The 22,453-nt window shown below is 59.2% G+C and carries 22 protein-coding genes and 1 pseudogene; 15 read left to right on the forward strand and 8 right to left on the reverse strand.

The window, feature by feature from the left end; translation table 11 throughout:
* From KGB23_RS06890 to KGB23_RS06920, 7 genes are all read right to left on the reverse strand, one after another.
* Positions 1–921 (reverse strand): MurR/RpiR family transcriptional regulator, encoded by a 921-nt coding sequence (locus tag KGB23_RS06890; RefSeq protein ID WP_223430418.1) that lies wholly within the window; start codon positions 919–921, stop codon positions 1–3.
* A gap of 321 nt (positions 922–1,242) precedes the next feature.
* The gene (locus KGB23_RS06895) at positions 1,243–2,007 is read right to left on the reverse strand and encodes an ABC transporter ATP-binding protein (protein WP_223430419.1); all 765 of its coding nucleotides are present in this window, start codon (positions 2,005–2,007) and stop codon (positions 1,243–1,245) included.
* Between the two features lie 18 nt (positions 2,008–2,025).
* Positions 2,026–3,138: a succinylglutamate desuccinylase/aspartoacylase family protein gene (locus KGB23_RS06900; protein WP_223430420.1), complete on the reverse strand. Its 1,113-nt coding sequence runs from the start codon at positions 3,136–3,138 to the stop codon at positions 2,026–2,028.
* A 9-nt stretch (positions 3,139–3,147) separates the two neighbouring features.
* Positions 3,148–3,846 (reverse strand): ABC transporter permease, encoded by a 699-nt coding sequence (locus KGB23_RS06905; protein ID WP_223430421.1) that lies wholly within the window; start codon positions 3,844–3,846, stop codon positions 3,148–3,150.
* A gap of 14 nt (positions 3,847–3,860) precedes the next feature.
* The gene (locus tag KGB23_RS06910) at positions 3,861–4,550 is read right to left on the reverse strand and encodes an ABC transporter permease (RefSeq protein WP_046047037.1); all 690 of its coding nucleotides are present in this window, start codon (positions 4,548–4,550) and stop codon (positions 3,861–3,863) included.
* A gap of 90 nt (positions 4,551–4,640) precedes the next feature.
* Positions 4,641–5,417 carry an ABC transporter substrate-binding protein gene (locus KGB23_RS06915; RefSeq protein WP_046047038.1) on the reverse strand — a complete coding sequence of 259 codons (777 nt, stop codon included), beginning with the start codon at positions 5,415–5,417 and terminating at the stop codon, positions 4,641–4,643.
* A 214-nt stretch (positions 5,418–5,631) separates the two neighbouring features.
* Positions 5,632–8,019, reverse strand: coding sequence for a DUF3772 domain-containing protein (locus tag KGB23_RS06920; RefSeq protein ID WP_223430422.1), 2,388 nt, complete (start codon positions 8,017–8,019; stop codon positions 5,632–5,634).
* Positions 8,020–8,392: 373 nt separating this feature from the next.
* On the opposite strand from KGB23_RS06920, the gene KGB23_RS06925 reads away from it, so the two are divergent.
* From KGB23_RS06925 to KGB23_RS06995, 15 genes are all read left to right on the forward strand, one after another.
* Complete coding sequence (locus KGB23_RS06925; protein WP_223430423.1) at positions 8,393–9,664, forward strand: outer membrane beta-barrel protein; 1,272 nt, start codon at positions 8,393–8,395, stop codon at positions 9,662–9,664.
* A gap of 106 nt (positions 9,665–9,770) precedes the next feature.
* Entirely contained in the window at positions 9,771–11,081 is a 1,311-nt protein-coding gene (locus KGB23_RS06930) for an ABC transporter substrate-binding protein (RefSeq protein ID WP_223430424.1), read from the forward strand.
* Between the two features lie 25 nt (positions 11,082–11,106).
* On the forward strand, positions 11,107–11,832 hold the full coding sequence (locus KGB23_RS06935) for an ABC transporter ATP-binding protein (RefSeq protein WP_140678833.1): 726 nt from the start codon (positions 11,107–11,109) through the stop codon (positions 11,830–11,832).
* Positions 11,833–11,852: 20 nt separating this feature from the next.
* Positions 11,853–12,545, forward strand: coding sequence for an ABC transporter ATP-binding protein (locus KGB23_RS06940; protein ID WP_317851609.1), 693 nt, complete (start codon positions 11,853–11,855; stop codon positions 12,543–12,545).
* A 2-nt stretch (positions 12,546–12,547) separates the two neighbouring features.
* Positions 12,548–13,411 (forward strand): branched-chain amino acid ABC transporter permease, encoded by an 864-nt coding sequence (locus KGB23_RS06945; protein WP_223430426.1) that lies wholly within the window; start codon positions 12,548–12,550, stop codon positions 13,409–13,411.
* Positions 13,411–14,445: a branched-chain amino acid ABC transporter permease gene (locus KGB23_RS06950; RefSeq protein ID WP_223430427.1), complete on the forward strand. Its 1,035-nt coding sequence runs from the start codon at positions 13,411–13,413 to the stop codon at positions 14,443–14,445. The genes KGB23_RS06945 and KGB23_RS06950 overlap by 1 nt, the downstream gene beginning before the upstream one ends.
* Before the next feature lie 87 nt (positions 14,446–14,532).
* Complete coding sequence (locus KGB23_RS06955; protein ID WP_140678827.1) at positions 14,533–15,462, forward strand: LysR family transcriptional regulator; 930 nt, start codon at positions 14,533–14,535, stop codon at positions 15,460–15,462.
* A 128-nt stretch (positions 15,463–15,590) separates the two neighbouring features.
* Positions 15,591–16,085, forward strand: a complete 495-nt coding sequence (locus KGB23_RS06960; protein WP_223430428.1) for a hydroxyquinol 1,2-dioxygenase — start codon at positions 15,591–15,593, stop codon at positions 16,083–16,085.
* A gap of 44 nt (positions 16,086–16,129) precedes the next feature.
* A complete protein-coding gene (locus KGB23_RS06965) occupies positions 16,130–17,149 on the forward strand; it encodes a hydroxyquinol 1,2-dioxygenase (protein WP_223430429.1) in 1,020 nt (339 codons plus the stop codon).
* Positions 17,150–17,253: 104 nt separating this feature from the next.
* Complete coding sequence (locus tag KGB23_RS06970; protein WP_223430430.1) at positions 17,254–18,717, forward strand: aldehyde dehydrogenase family protein; 1,464 nt, start codon at positions 17,254–17,256, stop codon at positions 18,715–18,717.
* Positions 18,718–18,725: 8 nt separating this feature from the next.
* Complete coding sequence (locus KGB23_RS06975; RefSeq protein WP_223430431.1) at positions 18,726–19,793, forward strand: maleylacetate reductase; 1,068 nt, start codon at positions 18,726–18,728, stop codon at positions 19,791–19,793.
* 37 nt (positions 19,794–19,830) lie between these two features.
* A complete protein-coding gene (locus tag KGB23_RS06980) occupies positions 19,831–20,703 on the forward strand; it encodes a dioxygenase (protein ID WP_223430432.1) in 873 nt (290 codons plus the stop codon).
* A 3-nt stretch (positions 20,704–20,706) separates the two neighbouring features.
* Complete coding sequence (locus tag KGB23_RS06985; RefSeq protein WP_223430433.1) at positions 20,707–21,018, forward strand: YciI family protein; 312 nt, start codon at positions 20,707–20,709, stop codon at positions 21,016–21,018.
* A 2-nt stretch (positions 21,019–21,020) separates the two neighbouring features.
* Complete coding sequence (locus KGB23_RS06990) at positions 21,021–21,356, forward strand: Rieske (2Fe-2S) protein (protein ID WP_223430434.1); 336 nt, start codon at positions 21,021–21,023, stop codon at positions 21,354–21,356.
* 160 nt (positions 21,357–21,516) lie between these two features.
* Positions 21,517–21,972, forward strand: a complete 456-nt coding sequence (locus KGB23_RS06995) for a YMGG-like glycine zipper-containing protein (RefSeq protein ID WP_223430435.1) — start codon at positions 21,517–21,519, stop codon at positions 21,970–21,972.
* Here KGB23_RS06995 and KGB23_RS07000 read toward each other — a convergent pair.
* A pseudogene (locus tag KGB23_RS07000) lies at positions 21,957–22,453 on the reverse strand (hypothetical protein); the annotation flags it as partial. The gene KGB23_RS06995 and the pseudogene KGB23_RS07000 sit on opposite strands and share 16 nt — an antisense overlap.

A 22,453-nucleotide genomic window follows, 5' to 3' on the forward strand; every position in this document is an offset into this window, starting at 1 on the left:
TCAACGCGGCTTTGTGGCTTTCGCCGATTTGCTGTTGCCCGGCATGTGCAGGTAAGCCATCACGCTTTCGGTCAACTCGGTCGCCAGCTTGACGGCTTCCTTGTTGCGCGCCATCACGCCCGCCACCAACCCTTCGATCAAGGCAAGCACCGCGATGTTGGAACTGGTCAAAACCGGATGGTCGGCGGGAGCAAACAGCACGTGTTCGGCAATGCTGGTGAGCGGCGAGGCGGGGGAATCGGTGATTGCCAGCACTGTGGCGCCACGTTCATTGGCGAAACGGGCGAGTTGCAGGGTGTCGAGGGAATAGCGCGGCAGGGAGATCGCCAGCAACACATCCTGATCGGTAATCGCGGCCAGACGGTAAGCAGCGTTTTCGTTGCCGCCCTCCATGCTGATGGCGGTGGCGTCCGCGCAGAAAGGCATCAGGGTCGAGGCGGCGAGGCCGGCGAAGTACACGCTGTTACCAAAGCCCAGGATGTAGATTTTGCGAGCCTGGGTCAGGCGGGTCACGAACGCTTCAAAGGTGTCTGCATGGTTGTTGGTCGCCGCCGTTGCGAGGTTGCTGCTGGCGCTCTGGATTTGCTCATGCAGGCCAAACTCGCCGCCAGGACGATGAGCCAGTTCGTTGCGCAGTTTGTCGACCGGCGACACCATCTGCTGCAACGTCGCGACCAGCTCGGCTTTCATGCCGGTATAGCCACCCAGGTTCAAGGCCTTGGCCAAACGGTTGACCGCAGCTGGCGAGGTGGACGTTTCGTGAGCCATCTCCTCGATGGTCAGCGTCGCGGCCCTCAGCGGGTGACGCAGGATAAAGTCCGCTACCTTGCGCAGTGACGGCTGTAAATCGCCAACGATCTCCGCCAGTTTGCGCATAACCGGTGCGGCATAGACCGTGGTGTTTTTCGATGGGGTCGGCATATCCGGCTCAACATTTCCTGAGGGTTGGAGAAGGGGGGGGGCACAAGGTTGGCTGGAGTGTATCCGAAGCCAACCGTTGGTGTGCAACGCGGTCGGGCAATGCCCGCCAGTTAAGCAATTTCAGCTGCAGCGCATACTTTGTAGCAGCTGGCGAAGCCTGCGTTCGACTGCGCAGCAGTCGTGAAATCAGGCAATGCGGTTCTTCAGGGCTACCTCGCGGTCAGGTTTTACGACTGCTGCGCAGCCGAACGCAGCCTCGCAGGCTCGACAGCTGCTACAGATCGCGTTACGGCTTAACTGACTGGCATTAGGCCGGTCGGATTACTTCAAGCTGCCGGCAAGAAACTGCTGGAGGCGTTCGGACTGCGGGTTGACCAGCACTTCGCGCGGGTCGCCACGCTCTTCGACCTGACCCTTGTGCAGGAACACCAGTTGATTGGAAACCTCACGGGCAAAGCCCATTTCGTGGGTCACGACCACCATGGTGCGGCCTTCGAGGGCGAGGTCCTGCATGACTTTCAGCACTTCGCCGACCAGCTCGGGGTCGAGTGCCGAGGTCGGCTCATCGAACAGCATCACTTCCGGCTCCATGGCCAGCGCCCGGGCAATCGCCACACGCTGCTGCTCGCCGCCCGACATATGGGCTGGCCAGGCATCCATGCGGTGCGCCACGCCGACTTTGTTCAAGTAGTACTCGGCCTTTTCCCGGGCTTCTTTCTTGCCCATGCCAAGTACATGCACCGGGGCTTCCATGACGTTTTCAAGGGCGCTCATGTGCGACCACAGGTTGAAGTGCTGAAACACCATCGACAGCCGCGAACGCATGCGTTGTAACTGCTTGGGTTCGGCGGCCTTGAGCCCGCCGAGTTTGTTGGTCACCAGTTTCAATTGTTCGCCGTTGAGCACGATGCTGCCGGCGTTGGGCTGCTCCAGCAGGTTGATGCAACGCAGGAAAGTGCTTTTGCCCGAGCCGCTGGAGCCGATGAGGCTGATCACATCGCCGGCCTTCGCCTCCAGGGACACGCCCTTGAGCACGTGGTGGCTGCCGTAGCTTTTGTGCAGATCCTGAACTTCAAGTTTGTACATGGTTTTTATTCTCTGGAATCAGTCGCTGAGCAAGCGACCCTGGCGAATGAGGCGGGTGCCGGCGACTTTGGCCAGCCACAAACCGGGCTGGGCAAAGCGCAGGCGTTCTCGGGCATAGAGGATGCCGTCGGTGCTGGCGCGCACGATACTGTGGCGATCGGTCAACGGATCCAGCACTTCGAACAGCGGATCGCCCACCCTGACCCGGGCACCCAGCGGTTGCAGAAAGCTCACCACCCCCGGATGCGGCGCATAGGCATACTGCGCACCGGCGAATGGCGTCGCTTCACAACAGGTCTGTGGCGCTGCTGGCCAGTCACCGCTGATCAGGCCTTGTTCGGCGAGATAGCCAAGAATGGCCTCGGCGCTATCGACACATGGCTCGCGTTCGGTGTCGGCCATGCCGCGCAACTCGATGGTGGTGGCCACACAGGCCAGCGGAATATCGGCTTCAGGAAAGAGCTCGGCCAACTGCAACCAAGGGATCGCACAGGCTTCATCGAAGGCACTACCGCCCGCACCCTCGGCCAGCAACGCGGCACCGGCACCGAGTCGAGCGGCCAATGAACGCAAGCGCGGCCAGTTTTGCGGCATGGCGTAAAGCAGCATGATCGACTCGAAATCGCAGTGCAGGTCCAGCACCACGTCAGCGTCACAGGCATGTTGCAGCAACAGGCGGCGCAAGCCATCGAGTTCCGATGCCGGTGCGGGCATGTCGGTGAGGACATCGCTCATGGCGCGGCGGATCAGCGCAACGTTGGTATCGGCATCGTCTCCCAGTTTTCCTTCCAGCAGCGGCGCCACGGCTTCGGCCAGTTCCGGGAAATCCCGATTGAAATTCTTCCCGCTGGAGAACTCGAAACGCCCCTGATGGGTGGCCTGGAACATCTGGGCGATGCCAATCGGATTGGCCATCGGCACCAGCTCGATCACTCCGTTCAGGCGACCTTGTTGTTCCAGCACCCGCAGACGTCGTTTGAGTTCAACCGCCACGCGCATCCCCGGCAACTCGTCGGCGTGCAGGGACGCCTGAATATAGGCCTTGCGCGGCCCGCTGCCAAAACGAAACAGCGACAGTTTCCGTTCAGTGCCCGAGGCACTCCACGGCAACAGGTATTCAATGTGCTCCATAACAGCTCCTCAGTGCTTGCGCGGTGCCAGATACGCCAGCCAGTGACGCTCGGCGAGTTTGAACAGGCGAACCAGGATGAAGGTCAGGGCCAGGTAGATGAGGCCGGCAGTGATGAACGCCTCGAACGGCAGATAGAACCGCGCACTGACCGTACGCGCGGCTCCGGTGATATCCACCAGGGTGACAATCGATGCCAGGCTGGTGGTTTGCAGCATCATCAGCACTTCGTTGCTGTACTGCGGCAGCGCCCGGCGCAAGGCCGATGGCAACAGAATGCGGCGGTACAGGGTAAGGCGCGACATGCCCATGGCCTTGGCCGCTTCGATCTCGCCGTGGGCCGTGGCCTTCAGACTGCCGGCCAGCAGTTCCGCGCTATAGGCACTGGTATTGATCGCAAAGGCCAGGCAGGCACAAAAGGTTGCGCTGGACAGGTATGGCCAGAGCGCGCTTTCACGGACCACTGCGAACTGCGCCAGGCCGTAATAGATCAGGAACAATTGCACCAGCATCGGCGTGCCGCGAATCACGTACGTGTAGAGCCACGCAGGGAAGTTGATCAGGGGCGATCGGGACACCCGCATCAATGCCAACGGAATCGCCAGCACCAGGCCGAAGGCCAGGGAAATCAGCAGGACTTTGAGGGTCAACAAGGCGCCATTGAAATACAGCGGCAGGTTTTCCCAGATCAGGTTGTAGTCGAGAATCATGGGGTAGCTCCCAATCACAATTCGGCGGCTTTGATGCCGACCGAGTAGTGTTTTTCCAGGTAGCGCAGCACCAGCAATGACACGCTGGTCAGCATCAGATACAGCGCCGCCACCGCGAGGAAAAACGTAAACGGCTCATGGGTGGCGTCCGCTGCGTTCTTGGCTTTGAACATCATGTCCTGCAAGCCGATCACCGAGATCAGCGCGGTGGATTTGGTCAGCACCAACCAGTTGTTGGTGAACCCCGGGATGGCGAAACGAATCATCTGCGGCACCAGAATCCGCCAGAACACTTGGCCGCCACTCATGCCATACGCCACGCCGGCCTCGGCCTGACCTTTAGGGATGGCCATAAAGGCGCCGCGAAAAGTTTCCGAGAGATAGGCGCCAAAAATGAAGCCCATGGTGCAGACACCGGCGATAAAGGGATTGATGTCGATGTAGCGGGTGTAACCGAGCGCCAGGGCGATGCGGTTCACCAGATCCTGGCCGCCGTAGAAGATCAGCAGGATCAACACCAAGTCAGGAATACCGCGAATCAGGGTTGTGTACCCTTCGCCCAGCATCGCCAGCCATTTGAGCGGCGATAGCCGAAAGGCCGCGCCGATCAGACCCAAAGCAATCGCCATGCTCATGGAGGTCAGGGCCAGGTTAATGGTCAGCCAGGCGCCATCGAGAATGCTCGATCCGTAGCCGTGAAGCATGATGAAGTTCCTCAAACGAGCGCCAAAAGGCGCGCGAGACGAGCCCAAAGCGCCCGCAAGAGGCCGGCGCCACAGGGTTTCAGGTAAGGTTTATTCGCCGTAGATATCGAACGCGAAGTACTTGGCCATCACTTGCTGGTACTTGCCGTTGGCGCGGATGGCGTCGATCGCTGTACTCAGACGTGCAACGTTCACACTGTCGCCTTTACGCACTGCGATCCCGGCGCCTCGGCCGAAATATTTCGGGTCGCTGATGTCCGGTCCAACCAGCGCGAAGCCTTTGCCTGCCGGCGTTTTGATGAAGCTCTCGTCGGTGTTGACGATGTCGGCGAGCGTCGCGTCCAGTCGACCCGACGCCAGATCGAGGAAAGCTTCATTTTGTGAGCCGTAGCGCACCACTTCGACCCCGGCTTTTTCAAGCTGCTCGGTAGCAAAACGGTCGTAGGTCGATGAGCGTTGCACCCCGACCTTCTTGCCCTTGAGATCAACCAGCGGGTCGTTGATCACATTGCCGGCCTTCATCGCGAACTTGCCTGGCGTGTGGTAGTACTTTTTGCTGAAGTCGACCGACTTCATCCGGTCTTCAGTGATCGACATCGACGACAGCACGGCATCGATCTTGCGCACTTTCAGCGACGGGATCATGCCGTCGAATTCCTGGATGACCCACTCGCATTTGACCTTCATTTCTTCGCACAGGGCGTTGCCGATGTCGTAATCGAAACCGCTGACATTGCCCTCCGGCGTCTTGAAAGAGAAGGGTGGGTAGGCGGCTTCGATACCGATACGCAGGCTGTCTTCGTCGGCGTGAGCCAGCAAGCTTGCGGCGCACAGTGCCAGAGCACCTAGAAGTTCTGTCTTGTTCATATTGTTGACTCCTTGGAGGGGCGTTGGGGTGGTACAGGCCATCCGATCTGGCACGGTGGATCAGTCCTGATGATTTTGTGTGACTATAAATGACATGTTTTATTTCATAATGCAACGTAATGAAAATAAACATATCATTCGATGGCGCAAAAAATCACGGCGATCCCGTGTGATCACGAACATGTTCAGGCGCCAGGCAGGCTATTGATGGGCATTACGCAGGAGGGACCGGCTTGGCCAATTCGATGCCGGCCGCACTCAATCGCTTCAGGATCTCAAAGAGCAGATCGCTCTTGGTCGTACTGACAATCCTTGGGCTGCTGACATAGCCGGTGATGGTCAATGTGATGCCTTCAGGGCTCAGATTGCTGAATCGAACAACGGGGGAGGGTTTGTCGAGGATGGTTTCATGTTCGCAATAGGTGGTGTACAGCAGGTTTTTGACTTGTTCGGGGTCGATATCCAGAGGGAACACCAACTCGAGTGTGGCCACCCCTTGGGCGCTGCCGCCCATGGTCACATTGCGCAGGTTCTGGGAAATAAGCTGCGAGTTGGGCACGATCACGATTGAGCGGTCACTGAGCTGTATCTCGGTGGCCCTGACATTGATTCGCCGGATATCGCCTTCGACTCCGCTGATGCTGATCAGGTCGCCGACCTTGACCGGACGCTCGGTGAGCAGGATTAACCCGGACACGAAGTTCTTGACGATCTCCTGCAAGCCGAAGCCGATCCCCACCGACAATGCACTGACGATCCAGGCCAGATTCGTCCATTGGACGCCCAATGAAGACAACGCCAGCAGAATGACCAGTACGTACCCGATATTACTGAACAGAGTGCTCAGCGATGCACCCATGCCGGGGTCCATAACGGTTTTTGGCAGGAACTCGTTATCCAGCCATCTGCGCAGCGATCGAATCAGGTAAATACCGATCAACAGCGCGAGGACCGCATTCAACAGATTGCCCGGAATGATGTTCAGCTTGCGCAAGCCATCGCCGCCGAGGATCGCTGAAACCCTGTCAGTCAGTTGGCCAAAGGTCGCTCCAACCCCCCCCACAAACGTTGTAATCGCGGCAATCAACAGTAAAGCCGCTCTGCCAATACCCGACACAACAACCTCGATTTGTTCGAGCCGTACGTCGCCGATACCGAGCAGCTGTTTGATCGTTTTGCCGCTGGGGTGTTTTGGCGAAAACAGGTAATCGCACGAGTCCCTGAACAACTGCGTCAGCAAATAGAAGCTGGCAAAAACGATATAGAGCCAGACAATTTCGTAAGTGATGAAGCGGGCCAGGGAGATGTAACCGATCAGCAGGCCAAAAATCGAGATCAACATGGCGATACTGACGCCGGTATAAATCAGCCCCGCCAGCGTAGTCCCTGACTCAGGGTGTTCCCCGGCAATGACCATCGCTCGGCGGGTTCTACTGACGCGTAGCAATAGCGCACCGATAATCATGATGACGACTAATGATACGACGCCCCGGCTGAAGAGAACCACTTGCGTACTCATACCCGTCGCATTGGTGACTTGTACCAGCGAGATGAGTATCAGCATTGATCCGGCCAGCAGCGCCGGAAAAGGGCTTATTGCAAGTGCCACTTCATCGGCGATGCCAGGCAACCGCCATGAGGGATTGCGTTTAGACAGCAGGGCCCGACTCAAACCGATAATCAGGGCGCAGGCGTAAGCGACTTTCTCGACATCGTCGAAGTAACCTTGCAGTGGCTGCGGCAATGGTTGAAGCCGGGTAGCCGCCGCGGAGATGAGCTGTATTGCGCAACCTGCGCTCAGCATCGTGGCAACTACGGTCGCTATCGCCAATGAACTTCTGCGCAGGCGACCTTCCGGTACTCGATGGATGCAGATCCATGTCAAACCACGTTCAGCCAGTCTTCGCCCCAGTGTCCAGAAGGCCAGGGCCAATAGTAACAACGTGGCGGTCGCGGCACGCCGGCCAGGTTGCCAGACGGACTGAATGACACTGTTGGACTGATCGATCAAAAACCTCAGACGGTTTTTATCCTCCTCCAGTGGAGAAAACAGCGGTAACCAAAAGCGGGGATTGAGGAAGCTGGCGGTGCGCTGGGCCAGTTCGGTTTCCAGTAGGGTACGTCGAATACTGGCAATCTGAGCGATGAGGTTAGCAGCACCTTCTTTGATGGCCTGCAGTATCTTGAGATCGCCATCCACCTTGTCTTTTTGTGCGGTGAGATAGGACCTCTGTTTAACGATATCGGACGTTTCCATGGCAAGACTGGTGGCGGATGCCGTCCCGAGCACACTGAGTTGTGCTTGCAATTGCGCCTGCTCGGGAAGTAACACCGCCGCCAACTTGTCCACATCACTGAAGAGCAACTGAACGTTGTCCTGAAAGCCTATCAACTGGGTGTAGTTACTGGTCAGTGACACCTGCTGTTTAAGGTTGTCCAGCCTTAATTGCAGTGCTTCCAGATCACTTTTTGACACCGTAGCGGTAGCGCTGGCCTCACCGTTGCTTGACGTGTTGGGGAGTTCGTCCGCCGACAGCTCGCCGATGTTCGCCCCCATCAGCGCGAACACAACGAATATGAGTAATTTCAATGCAGGACGCATAAGCATGCCTCCAGCGGCTTTAGCCATTCAGGTTAGGTCATGGCGTGTGCAGGCGCGAAAAATAGTTCCGCACTGCGCGCGATTGTTCTGAATACGCAAACACTGAAGTCGCCGAGAATGGAATTGTTGGGGTAGTGACGGGCTTGTAGCCTGCAATACGCCGAACACTACGATCTGCCAAGGATCGAGTGGAGCCCCTGCCAGGGCTTTTCAAGACAGACACCTTCACGTCATACCTTGCTGTCGGCCTGATGCCCTTTCGGGGGTTTGGCGCCTAATAAAAATAAGGAACACAGGTATGAGTATTCGTGCGTGGGCATGTGCAGCAACCCTGTTCGCCCCCGTTCTGGGAGCCGGCATCTTATGTCCCTCGATGGCTTCGGCCGCGGAAGACCCGATGGGCTCGCTGGTTCGTGGGGTGTTCGGCGACAGCCTTGAGCGTGAGCATGGCATCAAGGTCTACGGCTGGGGCCAGGTGGGTGTGAGCTACAACAACAACGGCACGGATGACGTCAGCAAACAGAGCTTCTTCACTTCCGACGAAGGCGTGAACCTCAACCAGTTCGCGCTGGCCGTGGAAAAGAAACCCAAGAGCAATGTGATCGGTCGTGTCGGACCGTTTCCCGGGCCCATGCCGCAAGAGGCTGATTGGGGTTTCAATGTCACGGCGCTGTATGGCAAGGATGCACGCTTCTTCAAGACCTACGGCTGGGACGAAGACCTGAGTGTCAATCGCGACAACAAGGCTGAAGACGAAGCCTTCACTGTCGCTCAGGCCTACGTCGATTTTTACTTTCCTGTGCTGGGTGGTTCCGACTTGATGATCGGGATTTTCCACACGCCACTGGAAAATGAAATCGGCTTTGCCTTGCCATCCCCGGCACCGAGCGACTTCTACTCGCACACCTATTCCTTCATGCACGGCCCGGCCAAGCATGCCGGGGCGCTGTACTCGTTCAAACTGCCCTCGGCGCCCGGGGAAAGCATGCTGGGCTTCGAACTGGGCGTGGTGCAGGGCTGGAACAACTTGCAGGATCCCAACCATGATCCCGATGTGATCGCCAACGTACGCTGGCGCTCGGCGGACTTCAGCACCTGGATAGACTGGGAAAACATCTACGGCAACGGCGCCGGCGACAGCTTCGCCGACTGCAGTTGTGGCTCGCCATTGCCGGCCGGCACCAAGGACGACGACTACAAGCGCCTGGCCTCGTACTTGACCCTGTCGCAAGTGCTCGATCCGAATAACCGTATGGCGCTGGAGTTGAATTACGGCAAACAGGAGCAGGGCGCTTTCGCCGGGTTTGCCAACAAAAACGATGCCACCTGGTACGGCACCGACATCAACTGGTACCACCGGGTCAGCGAAACCCTGATGTGGAACAGCCGCGCCGAGTGGTTCTACACCGATGCGCCGGTGCACGTGATGATGGCCAACATCGACCCGCACACCGGAATTCCCGACCCGACCTGGGGCAGTTTCTACGGCGTGACCACCAACCTGGCCTGGACGCCGACCCCCAACGTGCGCCTGCGACCGGAATTGCGCTACGACATTCATTCCGGCCCCGGCCGCGATGCCTACGCCGACGGGCAAAAGGACTCGCAACTGGTCGCGTCCTTCGACGTCAGCTTCTTTTTCTAAACCGCCCACTTTCGCAAAGCACCTGACCCTGCGTGCTGGCTCAGCCCACACGCTGCGACTTTGTTCGTCCGGACTTTGCCGATACGCAGCCGCTTTGGAGTACTACATGACAGACAACAACGATAAAAACCTGTTTGGCCGCGACGTCTCGCGCCGTGATTTCCTGCGCACCACAGGCGTTGCTGCCGGCGGTATGGCGCTGGCGAGTTTGCCGTTCAACTTTGCGCTGGGTAGCGAGCGGGTGATCAAACTCGGTTATGTCAGCCCGCAAACCGGACCATTGGCCCCCTTTGCGGCCGCCGACAACTACATCATTGAATCGCTCAAGCAGGTGTTGAAGAGCTCCATCAACGTGGCCGGCAAGGCGTATCGCCTGGAAGTCATCGTCAAGGACAGCCAGTCCAACCCTAATCGCGCAGCAGAAGTGGCGAGCGAGCTGATTCTCTCTGATCAGGTCGACCTGATGCTGGTGTCGTCGACACCGGAAACCACCAACCCGGTCTCCGACCAATGCGAAATCAACGAGATTCCGTGTATTTCCACGGTGGCGCCGTGGCAGCCGTGGTTCTTTACCCGCGGTGGCAAGCCGGATCAGGGGTTCGAATGGACCTATCACTTTTTCTGGGGCCTGGAGGATGTGATCGGCACTTACAGCGCCATGTGGGGCGCGATGCCGTCCAACAAGGTGGTCGGCGGTCTGTTCCCCAACGATGGCGACGGCAATGCCTGGGGCGATCCGAAACTCGGCTTTCCACCGGTGTTGGCGCAGAAGGGTTTCCAAGTGGTCGACCCCGGCCGCTTTCAAAGCTTGACCGACGATTTCTCGGCGCAGATCGCCGCGTTCAAAAAGGCCGACGTCGAGATCGTCACTGGCGTGGTTATTCCACCTGACTTGACCACCTTCTGGACCCAGGCGCGCCAGCAGGGCTTCAAGCCCAAAGCGGTGTCGGTCGGCAAGGCGCTGCTGTTTCCCACGGCGGTCGAAGCGCTGGGCAAGGCCGGCAACAACCTGTCGACCGAAATCTGGTGGAGCCCGACGCACCCGTTCAGCTCTTCCTTGACCGGCGCCAGTGCCGGGCAGTTGGCCCAGGGCTTCACTCAGGCGACCGGCAAGCAGTGGACTCAACCGCTGGGTTTCGTGCATGCCCTGTTCGAACTGGCGGTGAACATCCTCAAGCGCACTGAAGAAATCGGTAACCCGCATGCGGTACGCGATGCCTTGCTCAAGACCGAGCTCAACACCGTTGTCGGGCCGATCAGCTGGAAAAACGGACCGGTGAAGAACGTCGCCAAAACACCTTTGGTCAGCGGCCAATGGCGATTGGGCACTGACAACAAATACGACCTGGTCGTGACCAGCAATGCCACCGCACCAGCGATTCCGCTGGGCGGCGACATGCAGGCCATTACGTACTGATTGCTCGAAAAGAAACGGGTGCACCATGCAACAGCCACTTCTGCAAATGAACGATGTGCACAAAAGCTACGGCTCGGTGAAGGTCACGGATGCGATGAGCCTGACCCTGCAACCGGGTGAAGCCCTTGGCATCATCGGTCCCAACGGCGCGGGTAAAAGCACGCTGTTCAACCTGATCGCCGGGGGCGTGGCAGCCGACAGCGGCACGATCCATTTCGAAGGTCGCAACGTCACCCGCGAGCCGGTGTTCAAGCGCTGTCAGCAAGGCATTGGCCGCTCCCATCAGATCCCGCATCCATTCGTGAAAATGACGGTGTTCGAGAACTTGCTGGTCGGCGCGACCTTCGGGGCGCGATTGCGCGACAAGGAGGCCAGCCAATGGTGCGCGCAGACCCTGGAACTGACGGGGCTGATGCGCAAGGCCAACGTCCTCGCCGGCTCGCTGACATTGCTCGACCGCAAGCGTCTGGAGATGGCCCGCGCGTTGTCGACCCAACCGCGGCTGTTGCTGCTGGATGAAATCGCCGGTGGCCTGACCGAACCGGAGTGCCTGGCGCTGGTGGAAACCATTCAGGGCATTCACAAGGCCGGCGTCGCCATCATCTGGATCGAACACATCGTGCACGCGTTACTGGCAGTCGTCAGCCGCCTGACAGTGATCAACTTCGGCGCCAAATTGGCGGAAGGCGAACCGCGCAGCGTGATGGCCGACCCCAGGGTTCAGGACATTTATATGGGCATCGGGAGCTGAACATGTCGACCCCTTCAAACCTGTTGTCCATCGAAAAACTCTGTGCCGGCTACGGCGACTTTCAAGCGCTGTTCGATATCAGCCTGACCCTTGAGGCGGGCGAAACCGTGGCGATCATCGGCTCCAACGGCGCGGGCAAATCGACGTTCCTGCGCTCGCTGGCCGGGCTGATCAAAAACCAGCCCGGCGCCATCACCTTCAAGGGCCAGGCGATTGGTGATCTGGCGGCCAATCAGGTGCTGGAACGTGGCATCGCCTTGGTGCCGGAAGGCAGGAAGCTGTTTCCTTCGCTGAGCGTCGAGGAAAACCTGTTGATTGGTGCTTACAGCAAACGCCCCGGCCCTTGGACGCTGGCGCGGATCTATCAGCTGTTTCCGGTGCTGGAACAACTGCGCAAGCGCCCCGGCACCGCGCTGTCCGGCGGTCAGCAGCAAATGGTTGCGATTGGCCGGGGCTTGATGGCCAACCCGCATTTGCTGTTGTGCGACGAGATCAGCCTGGGCCTGGCGCCAACCACGATCAAGGACATCTACGCCGCGCTGCCCTCGATCAAGGCTGACGGCACGACGGTGATTCTCGTCGAGCAGGACATCAATCAGGCGCTGAGTGTCTGCGACCGTTTCTATTGCTTCCAGGAAGGGCGCGTGTCCCTGACTGGCCGCCCTGGGGACGCGGACAAAGCACAAATCAAAGCCGCGTATTTCGGGATCTAGTTATGGAATGGCTCAATACTTTGCTTCAGGGCATGTTGCTGGGTGGCCTTTACGCGATGTTCGCGGTGGGGCTGTCGCTGATGTTCGGCATCATGCGCCTGGTCAATATCGCCCATGGCGACTTCATCGTGCTGGCGTCGTACCTGGCGCTGATGGTGGTCAATCATCTGGACTTCAGCCCGTTGGCGAGCCTGCTGGTGGTGGTGCCGCTGATGTTCTGTTTCGGTTATCTGCTGCAACGGTTGTTGCTCAACCGAACGCTTGGCCAGGACATCCTGCCGCCGCTGCTGGTGACCTTTGGTTTGTCGATCATCGTGCAGAACGTGCTGTTGGAGTTTTTCAGCGCAGACAGTCAAAAGCTGTCTCAGGGTGACCTTGAAGTCGCCAGTGTCGGCTTCGGCAGTTTGAGCGTGGGCGTCATGCCGCTGATCGTGTTTTGCAGTGCGTTGCTGATCATCGGCGGTTTGCAATTACTGTTCTACAAAACCGCTCTGGGTCGGGCATTTCGCGCCACCTCCGATGATCAGCACACCGCGCGGCTGATGGGCGTCAACAACGCGCATATCTTTGGTCTGGCCATGGCGCTGGCGATGGCTGTGGTGTCGATTGCCGGGGTGTTTCTGGCGATTCGCACCAGCTTCGACCCCACTGTGGGGCCGGCGCGTCTGTTGTACGGTTTCGAAGCGGTGATCATCGGTGGGTTGGGCAGCCTGTGGGGCACCCTGGCCGGCGGGGTGATTCTCGGCGTCGCCCAGGCGCTGGGCGCAAAAATCGATCCTGGCTGGCAAATCCTCGCCGGTCATCTTGTGTTCTTGCTGATTCTGGTCGTGCGCCCGCGTGGCCTGTTCCCACGGAGTGTCGACTGATGAATGCCTTGAACAATCCCGCGCTCAGCTATCGCGTGCAACGCACGACCACCAGCAGCATGGTCGGGCTGTCATTGCTGGGCGTCTGTGTGTTGGTGTTGATCAGCGCGCCATTCTGGGCCGATCGCTCAAGTTTGCGGCTCGTGGTGGAGTTCGCCTATTACCTGGCGCTGGCGCAAATGTGGAACCTGCTGGCGGGTTACGCGGGCATGGTCTCGGTCGGACAGCAGGCGTTCGTCGGTCTGGGTGGGTATCTGCTGTTCATGTTGGCCACCCGGTTTGGTATTCCGCCGTTGTTCGCGGTCCTGCTCTCGGGCGTTTTGGTCGCGCTGTTGGCGATTCCCACAGCCTTGATTGTGTTTCGGTTGCGCGGTGCCTACTTCGCCATTGGCACCTGGGTGGTGGCAGAAGTCTTTCGCCTGGGCCTGGCGCAGATGAGTAGCCTCGGCGGCGGTTCCGGGCAAAGCCTGCCGGCGGCGATTGTGCGGCAGATCGGCAATGACCGGGACGAGCGCGAGATGCTGATCTACTTCACCGCCCTGGCCATCGCCATTGCCGCCGTGGCGGTGGTGTTTTTTGTGCTGCGTTCACGACAGGGCCTGGCCCTGGCGTCGATTCGCGACTCCGAGCCGGCGTCCGGCAGCCTGGGCGTCAACACCTTTCGTACCAAGTTGATGGTGTACGTGCTGGCCGCCGGTTGCACGGGCGTGGTCGGGGCGCTGATCTTCCTGCAGAAACTGCGAATTTCACCGGACGCGGCGTTCAACCTGCAGGACTGGACGGCGGTGGTGATCTTCATCGTCATCATCGGCGGCATCGGCACACTGGAGGGGCCATTGATCGGCACGCTGATTTACTTTGTGTTGCGGGGTTGTCTGGCGCAATACGGCGCCGTGTACATGATCATCCTCGGCGTGGTCGCGGTGGTGATGATGCTCAAGGCACCGCAAGGGGTGTGGGGGCTGATCAGTGAACGCCTGGGCTGGCAGGTTTTCCCCATGCAGCGACGGTTGTCTGTTCAGAACCACAAATAGCGCGTTGCCAGGGATGTGGAGTGCTGGGTGCCGACAGGCTAACCTCGCTGTTCCTATAAGAACAAAAACATCCAGAGAGCCTGCCCCATGGATCGTTTACTCAGTGTCGAAGCCTTTGTGCGTGTTGCCGAAACCGGCAACTTCGCCAAGGCGGCCCAGCAATTGGGCGTGACCCGGTCGGTGATCACTCACCGCATTCAACAGCTGGAACAGTTCATCAATGCACCGTTGTTCCACCGCAGTACGCGGCATGTCCGGCTCTCCGAAGTGGGCGAGACCTACTACAAGGAATGCGCGGACATGGTCGCGAGTTTCAACTCGCTGACCGAACACATGCGCGAGTTGCGCGCCAAACCCACCGGCAAATTGCGCGTGCAGATGCTGCCGGGCTTCGCCATCGGCCACTTCGGCAGAATGCTCGCCGAGTTCACGCGGCTGTACCCGGACATTGAAGTCGACGTCATCGTCAATGACCGGGTGGTGGACCCGATCGAAGAGGGTTTCGATGTAGCGTTCCAGATGTTCCCACCGATGGCGGAAACCCTGATCGAACGCAAGTTGTTCAGCGTTCGCCGGTTGTTCTGCATGTCACCCGATTATGCCGCCGAGTTCGGTGTGCCCAAGCATCCGCAGGAACTGCTGCAACACAAAATTGCTTTGTACGAAGGCTATCCGTCACGCAACCGCTGGATCTTCACCGGCGAGCACGAGCAGGTGGAGCTGAGCCTGCCGGGGCAGGTACGTTCGAATTCGGTTCATTTGCTGCGCGACTACGCGTCGACCGGGGTCTGCATTGTTTGTTTGCCAACGTTGGTGGCCAGCGATGACCTGCTCAGCGGTCGACTGATTCCGGTGCTGCCGGAGTACGCATTGTCATCCTTCAATTTCTCCGCGGTGTACCCCGCAACCCAGCGCCGGGCCTTGAAAGTGCGCACGCTGATCGATTTCCTGGTGGAAAACTTCGGTGACGAACCGTGCTGGGACAAACCCTTGCTGGAGCGTGGCTGGGTACGCTGAACGGAACGGTTGCGCTATCAGTGTTTGCGTTTCGCGAACACTGTTGTCGCCCGCTCACTAATTGTCCCCAGAGGAGGGGGGACGTACTGTTGGATCACTGTTACTACAACAACAAAACGGTGAAAACCATGAGTAGCGCGGCAATCGAAACGGTCTTTGGCTCGCTGGATAACTACAGCAAAGGGGCGGTTGAAATCATCAGCGGCCAGGCCAGTCATTACGCTTTTTCGAATATTTTCGAAGTGGCGGACAACTCCCTTCCTTATGAAAAAGTCGTCGTCGGTCTCAATCTTGGCTACGTCATTGAAACCCTGCGCGCCGAAGGACAGTCGCCTTGGTACACAGCGGCGCACGACGAGTTCGCCATCGTCATGGACGGTGAAGTCCGCGTGGACTTCCTCAAGCTCGATGCACCTTTGAAAGACGGCGAGGGCACTCAGCTGGCCGGTGAAGTCCCGGCGGGCAAACCGATGGGTTACGTGCTGCTCAAACGCGGTCACCAGTGCCTGTTGCCGACCGGCACCGCGTATCGCTTCGAAGCCAGCCGTCCCGGCGTGATCCTCCAGCAGACCATCAAGGGGCCGTTATCGGTCGAGAAGTGGGCCGACATCTGCTTCAAGTGATCACCGCCTTCCCATCTAATAAAAGCAACAAGAGGAACCCCGTCATGGCCATGCTTGAAAACGCTGCCGATAACACACCCTTTGCCGACGACGAAGTCCAGGCCAGCGCTCCCCATGCCGTCACCGGCTATCGCGCCTTCAACCTCGGCGCCTTCGAACTGTCGCGCGACGAGTATTTTGCCCGCATCACCTGGCCCGCCAAAGGTCAGACCCGTTCGCACCTGATTCCGGTCGATGCCTTTCTGCGCGCCATGATGCGCGACGTGGCCTGGGGTTTTTTCTACGGCTGGGTCAACTTCGACCACGTCATCGGCACCCGCAATTACTACGGCAAAGTCGACCTGTACGCCGGCACCTTCAATGGCACGCTCAAGGCCGCAGGCGTCAACTACACCGAAAACTTTGAAACACCGCTGATCATGGCGACCTTCAAGGCCATCCTGCGGGACTGGACCAATGCCACCTTCGACCCCTTCGCAGCACCGGAAGAAACCGGTTCGGCGTTCGGTCGCAAGAACGGCAACAACATCGAGGCCATCGAACGCTTCCGCATCGCCACCAAGCGCATGCCGGGCCTGAAAGATGACTCGCCGCTGCGTAACGATTTGCCGGTCAATCGCCAGTTCATCGACGTTCCTCAGGATGAACCGGAAGTACACGCCGCCGAAGGCTTCGAAGCTGAGTTACATGCCTTCAGCCTGTTCAAGTACCTGTCGCGCTCCGACGTGACCTGGAACCCATCGGTGACTTCGGTGTGCAAGGCCAGCCTGTTCTGCCCGACCACTGAAGAATTCATCTTGCCGGTGTTCCATGGCAATGACCGGGTCGAGTGGTTCTTGCAGTTGTCCGATGAAATCCTCTGGGACGTCGGTGACAAGGACGACGGCAATCCGCGAGCGCGCATCACCATGCGTGCCGGCGACATCTGCGCCATGCCGGCGGACATTCGTCATCAGGGCTACTCGACCAAGCGCTCGATGCTGCTGGTGTGGGAAAACGCCACGCCGAACCTGCCGCAGCGTTACGAAAGCGGTGAACTCAAGCCGTATCCGATCGAGTTCTAAGACCTTTGTCTTGCTCGGCATCACGCCGGGCTAATCAGCAAGGCATGCTCTCAAGAATCAAGTCGTCAGACACTGCGCCATCGGCGCGGTGCGAGGAAAATATTATGCAAAATCAGCTCTATATCGATGGCCGTTTCGTGAATGCGGTCGCTGGCGGCACCATTGATGTCGTCTCGCCCCATGACGGCTCGTTGATCACCCGCGTCGCCGCGGCAGAAGCCGCTGACATCGACCTCGCTGTCGCCGCAGCCAAACGGGCGTTTCCAGTCTGGTCTGCCCTGGGTGCCGCCGAACGTGGGCGCTTGTTGCTCAAACTGGCGGACAAGATCGAAGAAAGCGGCGAAGAACTGGCGCAGCTCGAATCCCTCAACACTGGGCACCCGATTCGTGACTCCCGCGGCCTCGATGTTCCACGCACGGCGGCCTGTTTCCGCTATTTCGGCGGCATGGCCGACAAAATCGAAGGTGCGGTGATTCCGGTCGAAGCCGGGTTTCTCAATTACGTGCAGCGCAAGCCAATCGGTGTGGTTGGGCAGATCGTGCCCTGGAACTTCCCGCTGATGTTCACCAGTTGGAAAATGGGCCCGGCACTGGCCGCCGGAAATACGATCGTTATCAAACCCTCGGAAATTACGCCGCTGACGACCTTGCGGATTGTCGAACTGATGACCGAAGTCGGCTTCCCGAAGGGCGTGGTCAACGTCGTGCCGGGTTATGGGCATACCGCCGGTCAACGCCTGGCCGAACACCCGGACGTGGGCAAGATTGCCTTTACCGGTTCGACGGCCACCGGTCGCCGGATCGTTGAAGCGTCGAAAGGCAACCTCAAGCGTATTCAACTGGAGCTAGGCGGGAAGGGCGCCAACATCGTGTTCGAAGACGCCAACCTGGACGCGGCCGTCAACGGCGCTGCCTGGGCGATCTTTCACAACCAGGGCCAGGCCTGCATCGCCGGTTCGCGTTTGATTCTGCATAAAGACATAGCTGACCAGTTCCTTGAGCGTTTCATCGCGCTGGCCAAATCCATCCGCCTTGGCGACCCGATGAACCCGGAGACCGAAATGGGCCCGCTGACGTCGGCGCTGCACCGCGACCGCGTGCTGGCCTATATCGATATCGCGATAGAGCAGGGTGGCAAAATCCTCTGTGGCGGCAAGGCCCCGGATGACCAGGCATTGGCCCAAGGCTTTTATGTCGAGCCGACCATTGTCGAGGCTTCGCCAGAAGATCGCGTTTGCCAGGAAGAGGTCTTCGGTCCATTCGTCACCGTGGTGCGTTTCAGCACCGATGAAGAAGCCCTGGCCATTGCCAACAGCACTGAATACGGACTGGGCAGCGGCCTGTGGACACAGAACCTGAGCCGCGCGCACAAAATGGCCGATGCCATTCATGCCGGTATGTGCTGGGTCAACTGCTACAAACGCGTGAGCCCTGGCAGCCCGTTTGGTGGCGTTGGACAGTCGGGCTACGGCCGTGAAATGGGCTTTGAAGCGATCCATGATTACACCGAGGCACGCTCGGTCTGGGTCAACGTCGACGCCAACATCGCTGCGCACTTCAAACGTTGAGGCCTGCCATGAATCCTTTTGTGTACCAAAGCCTGCCGACCCGTGTGGTGTTCGGCTGGGGCAAGCTCTCGGCGCTGGCTGAAGAGATCGAGCGCCTGGGCGCCAGGCGCGCGCTGATCCTCACCACGCCTGAACAGCATGGGCTCGGCGAACAGGTCGCGGCGTTGCTCGGTGATCGCGCTGCGGGCGTCTATCCCAAGGCAGTGATGCATGTGCCGTTGGAAGTAGCGCAAGCGGCGCGTGTCGAAGCGGCGCGTCTGGATGCCGATTGCTGCGTCGCCATTGGCGGTGGTTCCACCATTGGCCTGGGCAAGGCGATTGCCATGGATTCGGGGCTGCCGATCGTGGCGATTCCGACGACGTACGCCGGCTCAGAGATGACGCCGATCTACGGGCTGACCGAAAACCGCCTGAAGAAAACCGGACGTGATCCAAGGGTTTTGCCCAAGACTGTGATCTACGATCCGCAATTGACCCTGACCTTGCCGGCGCAGATTTCCGCCTGTTCGGGGATGAACGCCATGGCCCATGCGGTTGAAGCGTTGTACGCCCAGGACGCCAATCCGATCATCGGTTTCATGGCTGAAGAGTCGATTCGCTCACTGGCACTGGCCCTGCCGGGCGTGGTCAATGACCCCAACGACCCGCAAGCGCGCAGCCAGGCTTTGTATGGCGCGTGGCTGGCAGGCATTTGCCTGGGTTCGGTCGGCATGGCCTTACACCACAAGCTCTGCCACACCTTGGGCGGGACGTTCAATTTGCCTCACGCCCAGGCACACGCGATAGTTTTGCCACACGCGGCGCATTACAACCGTGAAGCGGCCGCAGGACCTTTACAGCGTGCCGCCCGCGCCTTGGGCGGCAGCGAAGCGGGGGAGGTGGGCGCCTTGTTGTACGCGCTCAACCAGAAGCTGGGTATTCCATTGGCGCTGGCTGACATTGGCCTGCCTGAAAACGGGCCGGCCGACGCCGCGCAAATCGCCTGCGCAAGTCCTTATTACAACCCACGGCCGTTTGAACAAGGTCCGATCGAAGCGCTGTTGACCCGTGCCATGAATGGTCTGGCGCCAGCCTGATTGACCCGTGCAGACAACCCACGTCGGAATAAAAACAATGACCGATCAAGACAAAGCCATAGAAACCCTGATCTCCGAGCAGGCGGTCAGCAGTTTTGGCGATGCGCCCAATGCGCGTTACAAACAGATCATGCAGAGCCTGGTTCGCCACCTGCACGCATTCGTCAGCGACGTCGAACTGACCGAGCAAGAGTGGTTTGAAGGCATCCGCTTTCTGACCGAGACCGGCCACAAGTGCGATGGTCAGTTGCGCCAGGAATTCATCCTGCTGTCAGACACCCTGGGTGTGTCGATGCTGGTCGATGCGATTAACCATCGGCACAGTGCAAACGCCACCGAGACCACCGTGTTCGGACCGTTCTACATCGAAGGCATGCCAGAGCGGGACTTCGGTGAAAACATGTCCTTCACCGCAGGCGAGACGGCGCTGGTGCGCGGTCGTGTGGTCGATACTCGGGGCAATCCCCTGGCCGGCGCAGTGCTCGACGTCTGGCAGACTGCCGAAAATGGCATGTATTCAGGTCAAGATACCGAACAGCCTTTCGGCAACTTGCGCGGTCGCTATCGCACCGATGCCGATGGCTATTTTGCGATTCGCACGATTGTCCCGGTGTGCTATCCGATCCCCACCGATGGCCCGGTCGGGCGCATGCTCAACGCCGCCAACCGTCACCCGTGGCGGCCTGCGCACCTGCATTTCATGATCGATGTGCCTGGCTATCGCAAACTGGTCACCCACCTGTTCAATCACGATGATCCGTACCTGACATCCGATGCGGTGTTCGGCGTCAAACAGTCATTGCAGGTGATCTATGAAGACCGGATCACCCACGATGATCTGTCCGCCGACCTGGGTATCGACTTGCCGTTCAAGCGCGCCTGTTACGAATTCGTCATGGAAACCGAGTGAACCATGGGACAGTTTTTTGCAGTATTCGCTACAGACCACCCGGATTCCCTGGCCTTGCGTCAGCGCTTGCGGCCGAGTCATCAGGCGCACTTGCGAGCGACTGAAACGCATCGAGTGGTCGTCCGGTTCGGCGGCCCGACCCTCGATGAGACGGGTACGGCCATGAATGGCACGTTGCTGGTCATCGAGGCGGGCAGTCTGCCGGAGGTGGAAGCGTTCATCCAGGACGATCCGTATGTTCAGGCAGGACTGTTCGCCAGTGTTCAGATTCGCCCCTGGTACTGGAGCCTTGGCAACCCGGAATTGCGCGGCTGATCATGACCATCATTACGTTATGCCAACTGGATGACATCATTGATGGCGGCGCCCTGGGTCTGCCCGAACACCAGCAATTGCATCCCGGCGGGCTGGTGGCGGTGCGGCAAGGCGAGCAGGTGTGGGTTTACATCAACCGTTGCCCGCATTTCTCGGTGCCTCTGGACTATCGCCCGCAAGAATTCTGCACCTATCGCGGCAAAATCCTGATGTGCGCTCATCACAGCGCGATGTTTCGTTTCGAAGACGGGCATTGCATCGACGGTCCCTGCAAGGGCGCGCAGTTGGAGCCCGTGCCGGTGCGATGGGTCGAAGACCGGTTGGTCATGGAGGTCTAGCGCCACGCGGTTCACGAATGGAGAAGGGGGGCGGGTGAGAAGGGGTGATCTACAATCTTTTATGCTGAACCACGCTCAGGATCACGAGGTGTGACGTATTGAGCGGTCTGTCTACCGACCCAGTGTGCTTGCAGAGTGCCGGGCCCTGTCGGAGGTCATCATGAAAAGGTTGTCATCCATTAGCCTGTGCATCGCACTGTCGGTTTCCTGGACCCAGGGGTGGGCGGAAACGGTCGTGCCGATGAAAGGGCAGAGTTCGCAACAAACCCAAACGGACATCACCGAATGCCACAACATCGCGGCCGGTCAGAGCGCCTCGGCGGCACCGCCTCCTGGCGGCGGAAGGCTGAAGGGCGCCGCGGCGGGCGCTGCCGCAGGGGCTGCGGGGGCGCAGGTGCGGGGACGTCAGCATGACGAGTTTTATGATCAGGTCGATGATGACCGCAAGCAGGACTATCGCCAGGATCGCGCCAAGGAAACCGCCGTGGCAGGAGCGGTCGTCGGAGGCTCGCGTCAGCGTCAGGAACGCCGGGCGCAAGATAAAACCAGTGCTGCGACCAGTTCTACCGCCTATACCAGTTGCCTCCAGGGTAAGGGGTATCAGGTTAATCCTTGAGCACTTTCCTGCCGTTGATCGAGCAGATGGACCATCAGGCAGGCATACAGCGTCACGAGGATGAACAAGCCCATACGGATGGCGAACGCTGTGTAAACGTCCTTGCCTGCTGCGCTGTCCTGTACCGACTGCCCCAACAGGATGATCAGCGTGATCAGGGTATTGAGCCAGAACCCCGGGGTAAACCGCGTCGGGCTCAGGGCATACAACTTGCGCGCCATCACCAGGCCGAACAGCAGCATCCACAGAAAGAACATCCACAGATGCACGAACAGGCTGAGGGCGCTCCAGAACAGGATCGCCAACAGGCCTGCGAGCAAGGTTGAGCCGAGCAGCTCGCGACCGGCGATGCGGGCGTTCGTCGTGGAGCTTTGCTGACCCAGGCCGACGGCCTTCAGGATGATCGGCAGATAACCGGCCGGGTCGATCAGCGCCAGCAGGAATGCCGGCAGCACGATCAGGGTTGCACGCAGCGCAATCC

The sequence above is a fragment of the Pseudomonas sp. GL-B-26 genome, assembly GCF_019947405.1.
In the GTDB taxonomy this organism is placed as follows: Bacteria; Pseudomonadota; Gammaproteobacteria; order Pseudomonadales; family Pseudomonadaceae; genus Aquipseudomonas.

Excerpts from the sequence above, each read along its gene's own strand:
- KGB23_RS06890 (WP_223430418.1), bottom strand. The coding sequence starts at position 921 with ATGCCGACCCCATCGAAAAACACCACGGTCTATGCCGCACCGGTTATG.
- KGB23_RS06895 (WP_223430419.1), bottom strand. The coding sequence starts at position 2,007 with ATGTACAAACTTGAAGTTCAGGATCTGCACAAAAGCTACGGCAGCCAC.
- KGB23_RS06900 (WP_223430420.1), bottom strand. The coding sequence starts at position 3,138 with ATGGAGCACATTGAATACCTGTTGCCGTGGAGTGCCTCGGGCACTGAA.
- KGB23_RS06905 (WP_223430421.1), bottom strand. The coding sequence starts at position 3,846 with ATGATTCTCGACTACAACCTGATCTGGGAAAACCTGCCGCTGTATTTC.
- KGB23_RS06910 (WP_046047037.1), bottom strand. The coding sequence starts at position 4,550 with ATGCTTCACGGCTACGGATCGAGCATTCTCGATGGCGCCTGGCTGACC.
- KGB23_RS06915 (WP_046047038.1), bottom strand. The coding sequence starts at position 5,417 with ATGAACAAGACAGAACTTCTAGGTGCTCTGGCACTGTGCGCCGCAAGC.
- KGB23_RS06920 (WP_223430422.1), bottom strand. The coding sequence starts at position 8,019 with ATGCGTCCTGCATTGAAATTACTCATATTCGTTGTGTTCGCGCTGATG.
- KGB23_RS06925 (WP_223430423.1), top strand. The coding sequence starts at position 8,393 with ATGGCTTCGGCCGCGGAAGACCCGATGGGCTCGCTGGTTCGTGGGGTG.
- KGB23_RS06930 (WP_223430424.1), top strand. The coding sequence starts at position 9,771 with ATGACAGACAACAACGATAAAAACCTGTTTGGCCGCGACGTCTCGCGC.
- KGB23_RS06935 (WP_140678833.1), top strand. The coding sequence starts at position 11,107 with ATGCAACAGCCACTTCTGCAAATGAACGATGTGCACAAAAGCTACGGC.
- KGB23_RS06945 (WP_223430426.1), top strand. The coding sequence starts at position 12,548 with ATGGAATGGCTCAATACTTTGCTTCAGGGCATGTTGCTGGGTGGCCTT.
- KGB23_RS06950 (WP_223430427.1), top strand. The coding sequence starts at position 13,411 with ATGAATGCCTTGAACAATCCCGCGCTCAGCTATCGCGTGCAACGCACG.
- KGB23_RS06955 (WP_140678827.1), top strand. The coding sequence starts at position 14,533 with ATGGATCGTTTACTCAGTGTCGAAGCCTTTGTGCGTGTTGCCGAAACC.
- KGB23_RS06960 (WP_223430428.1), top strand. The coding sequence starts at position 15,591 with ATGAGTAGCGCGGCAATCGAAACGGTCTTTGGCTCGCTGGATAACTAC.
- KGB23_RS06965 (WP_223430429.1), top strand. The coding sequence starts at position 16,130 with ATGGCCATGCTTGAAAACGCTGCCGATAACACACCCTTTGCCGACGAC.
- KGB23_RS06970 (WP_223430430.1), top strand. The coding sequence starts at position 17,254 with ATGCAAAATCAGCTCTATATCGATGGCCGTTTCGTGAATGCGGTCGCT.
- KGB23_RS06975 (WP_223430431.1), top strand. The coding sequence starts at position 18,726 with ATGAATCCTTTTGTGTACCAAAGCCTGCCGACCCGTGTGGTGTTCGGC.
- KGB23_RS06980 (WP_223430432.1), top strand. The coding sequence starts at position 19,831 with ATGACCGATCAAGACAAAGCCATAGAAACCCTGATCTCCGAGCAGGCG.
- KGB23_RS06985 (WP_223430433.1), top strand. The coding sequence starts at position 20,707 with ATGGGACAGTTTTTTGCAGTATTCGCTACAGACCACCCGGATTCCCTG.
- KGB23_RS06990 (WP_223430434.1), top strand. The coding sequence starts at position 21,021 with ATGACCATCATTACGTTATGCCAACTGGATGACATCATTGATGGCGGC.
- KGB23_RS06995 (WP_223430435.1), top strand. The coding sequence starts at position 21,517 with ATGAAAAGGTTGTCATCCATTAGCCTGTGCATCGCACTGTCGGTTTCC.